General features: G+C 33.7%; 3 protein-coding genes. All 3 read left to right on the plus strand.

What is annotated here, in order from left to right:
- Positions 1–127: 127 nt before the first annotated feature.
- Genes KPL55_RS25310 through KPL55_RS25320 form a run of 3 tightly spaced genes read left to right on the plus strand, consistent with a single transcriptional unit; the run spans position 128 to position 3,357 of the window.
- Positions 128–1,375 (plus strand): site-specific integrase, encoded by a 1,248-nt coding sequence (locus KPL55_RS25310; protein ID WP_216309529.1) that lies wholly within the window; start codon positions 128–130, stop codon positions 1,373–1,375.
- Entirely contained in the window at positions 1,365–2,348 is a 984-nt protein-coding gene (locus KPL55_RS25315) for a tyrosine-type recombinase/integrase (RefSeq protein ID WP_216309530.1), read from the plus strand. Before KPL55_RS25310 ends, KPL55_RS25315 begins: the two co-directional genes overlap by 11 nt.
- Positions 2,335–3,357: a tyrosine-type recombinase/integrase gene (locus KPL55_RS25320; protein WP_216309531.1), complete on the plus strand. Its 1,023-nt coding sequence runs from the start codon at positions 2,335–2,337 to the stop codon at positions 3,355–3,357. Before KPL55_RS25315 ends, KPL55_RS25320 begins: the two co-directional genes overlap by 14 nt.
- Positions 3,358–3,454: the final 97 nt, after the last annotated feature.

Here is a 3,454-nt window from a genome sequence, read left to right on the forward strand (position 1 = left end):
CATTATGTAGAGTGTTATATTATGGTGAGTACTCAAATAAATTGGCTTATCTAGAGGGTTCCTATGTTATTTACTCACCATAATTGTTCATAATAAGTATATCAATGTTTTATGAAAGGAGCTTATTATGAATGAAACAATCAAAATTGAAGAGGCAGTTTCTACTGTTTTAGCAGAGTTAGAGAGGCAACGTTATAGTGATACAACTATTAAAAGTTATCGTTGTAATTATAATGTTCTACTCAAGTATACAAAAGAAAAAGGAATTAATTACTATAGTGAACAAGTTGGGCTTAATTATCTGAAGGAAAAGTATGGTCTTACTATTAATGGATTTTATGGTACTCATCCTAAGAAAATTAGTGCTACTATGCGTTGCATGCAGGTATTATGGGATTATACAGAGTATGGAAAAATAACATTCCGAATGAGAGGAAAGGATAAGCCATACGAATGTCCAAATCAGTTTAAACAGGAATATGATGCATTCAATAAGCATTTTATTGAAAGGAAATATGCACCTCAAGGTTTTCAGGCTGTTATAAAGCCGATCAGGCGGTTTATTGATTTTCTTCAGTATTCTAATGTTCAATCATCTGAACACATAACATCATCCCTAATTACAAAATTCTTATCAAATTATGCAAGCAATAAAACCAGGTATGTAGCAACCGTTATTTCTGGGTTGAAAAATTACATGAACTTCCTGTATCAAGATTGTTTTATATCAGAGGATATTAGTCGTTTGCTCCCAAAGGTGAGGATTATACGCAATTCGTTTATTCCGTCTTCATGGAAAACTAAAGATGTAAAGAAACTATTGGAATCAATTGATAGAGGTAATCCTACAGGAAAAAGAGACTATGCAATTCTTTTGACTGTAGTCCGTTTAGGGCTTAGAGTCAGCGATATTAGATCCTTAAGATTATCTAATCTAAATTGGAATCTAAAAAACATATCACTTATTATGCAGAAAACAAAACAAACACTAGAACTTCCTATACTTGAAGACGTTGGATGGGCAATCATAGATTATTTGAAAAATGGGCGACCTGAAACATCATCCGATATCCTATTTATCAGACACCGCGCACCATACGATGCATTTAGTCATAACGATTGTCTGCAGCATTCTCTACATAGGTATATGGTTAAAGCAGGAATAGAAATACCGCGTGATCGTTCATGTGGACTCCATTCTCTTAGAAGTACTCTTGCACGTGCTATGCTTGATAATAATACCCCTCTTCCGATTATTTCAGAGGTATTAGGGCATCAGAATATACAGACAACTAGCATTTATTTAAAAATTGATATGGAAGGTCTTCGGAAATGTATAATAGATCCAGATGAGGTATTTAAATATGAAAAATGAATACCAATGGAAAAGTGAATTTGCTGAGTTTATAAAGATGTTTTTAAATGAAATGCATATGATTGGTTTTAAATATAAAACCCAATCACGATTGTTGGAACGGTTTGATGAACACTGTTATAGTAATGGATATAAAGAAAACAAATTGACCAAAGAGCTTGTTGAAGCATTTTGCTATGGTGTAGATTACGAAAAAAAATCCACACACTATACTAAAGAAAGAATTATGTGCAATCTTTCGAAGTTTTTACGAAGGCAGGGGTTAATTGCCTATGATTGTCCCAAAATATCTGCACCAACTAAACGTTCTTCATTTGTACCTTATATATTTTCGGAAGAAGAGTTAAAACGAATGTTTAGCGAAATTGATAGATACCCCTCCTGTATCAATAGTAATCGGCATTTAATTGACCCAGTATTGTTCCGTTTACTTTATGGTAGCGGGATCCGCCTCTCCGAAGCTTTAAATTTGAAGTGCAAAGATGTAGATTTGGAATCAGGTACTATTACAATTTTGCATGCAAAGAATAATAAAGATAGAATTATACCGATTGCACCAAGTCTTATTAACAGATTCAAAACATTCGAAGAAAAAATGAATACCGCGAGTGATAGAGATACCTATTATTTCAAGAGCCCACAGAGTGGTTCACTTATTGATAAAAGTACTATTTACCGACGCTTCCGCGATTATTTATGGAAATCAAAAATATCCCATTCGGGTAAAGGTCCTAGAATTCACGATTTGCGTCATTCATATTCGGTTCATTGCCTAAAGAAGTGGGCGCTATCAGGTAAGGAGTTGACTAATCTTATGCCTTACTTATCAACTTATTTAGGACATACAGATTTTAGAGCTACACAATATTATTTGCGTTTGACAGCCGATTTGTACCCAGATATCATACAGCGAACTGAAGCTGCATTTGGTTACTTGATACCGAAATGGAGTATTGATCATGAAGAAGAATGATTTCTCCAAGTATCTGTCAGAGTTTCTTTCTCTTTATCTACCAGGACAAAGAAACGTCAGTGTTAATACAATAGCCTCTTATCGAGATGCATTTAAACTATTTCTAATTTTCTGTGAGTCCGAAAAAAAGATACGTATCGAAAATATAACTATTTTTATGATTACCCGAAATTTGATTGTAGATTTCCTCAATTGGCTTGAAGAAAGTAGAAAAAACTCCATTGCTACAAGAAATCAGCGTCTCGCAGCACTACATGCATTTTTTAGATATGTTCAAAAGGAAAGTCCAGAGAACCTATTTGAACTGGGTAAAATTTTAGTTATACCTATGAAAAGAAAGCCTAGACCGATGATACCGTATCTTACGGCTAATGAACTGAAAATTCTTCTTGAACAACCTGACGTCAATACATTAGCAGGTAGAAAAAATTTAATTTTGTTAGTTATACTTTATGACACCGGTGCAAGAGTACAAGAATTAATAGATTTAAAGTGGAAGGATGTAAGGTTGACATCACCTGCGGTTATTACTCTTCATGGAAAAGGTAATAAAACAAGACAGGTACCTATTATGGGTAATACTCAAAAGTTATTAGAATCTTATAAGGCAAGACAGGAAAAGAACTTTGGAACCGCTGAAACTGATCATCCAATATTTTACAATCAACAGCATAAAAAATTATCCAGGTGGGGTATATCATACCTAATAAATAAATATATTGAGAAGGCAAAAACCAATAAAGACTTTTGTATAAATTTTGTTGTAACGCCACATGTATTTCGCCATAGCAAGGCAATGCACCTTCTCCAAGCAGGAGTAAATCTTATTTATATACGGGACTTTTTAGGACATTCAGATATTAACACAACAGAAATATATGCAAGAGCTGACAGTGAAATGAAACGAATAGCATTAGAAAAATCATATATTGAGCTGACAACTAAAGATATGCCAAAATGGCAAGATGACGGAGATTTGATGAATTGGTTGAAAAATTTTTGTAAATAAACACCTATTATTATGGTGAGTCTTTTAGAAATAATTACTGGTGACACAAGGGTTTAGTCGAAGACTCACCATAATGAAACTCTCTACATAATGCCTC

This window comes from Clostridium lacusfryxellense (assembly GCF_018861735.1).
In the GTDB taxonomy this organism is placed as follows: Bacteria; Bacillota; Clostridia; order Clostridiales; family Clostridiaceae; genus Clostridium_AD; species Clostridium_AD lacusfryxellense.

What these genes read in the sequence shown, in the direction of transcription:
- KPL55_RS25320 (WP_216309531.1), top strand. Translation starts at nt 2,335, where the DNA reads ATGAAGAAGAATGATTTCTCCAAGTATCTGTCAGAGTTTCTTTCTCTT.
- KPL55_RS25315 (WP_216309530.1), top strand. Translation starts at nt 1,365, where the DNA reads ATGAAAAATGAATACCAATGGAAAAGTGAATTTGCTGAGTTTATAAAG.
- KPL55_RS25310 (WP_216309529.1), top strand. Translation starts at nt 128, where the DNA reads ATGAATGAAACAATCAAAATTGAAGAGGCAGTTTCTACTGTTTTAGCA.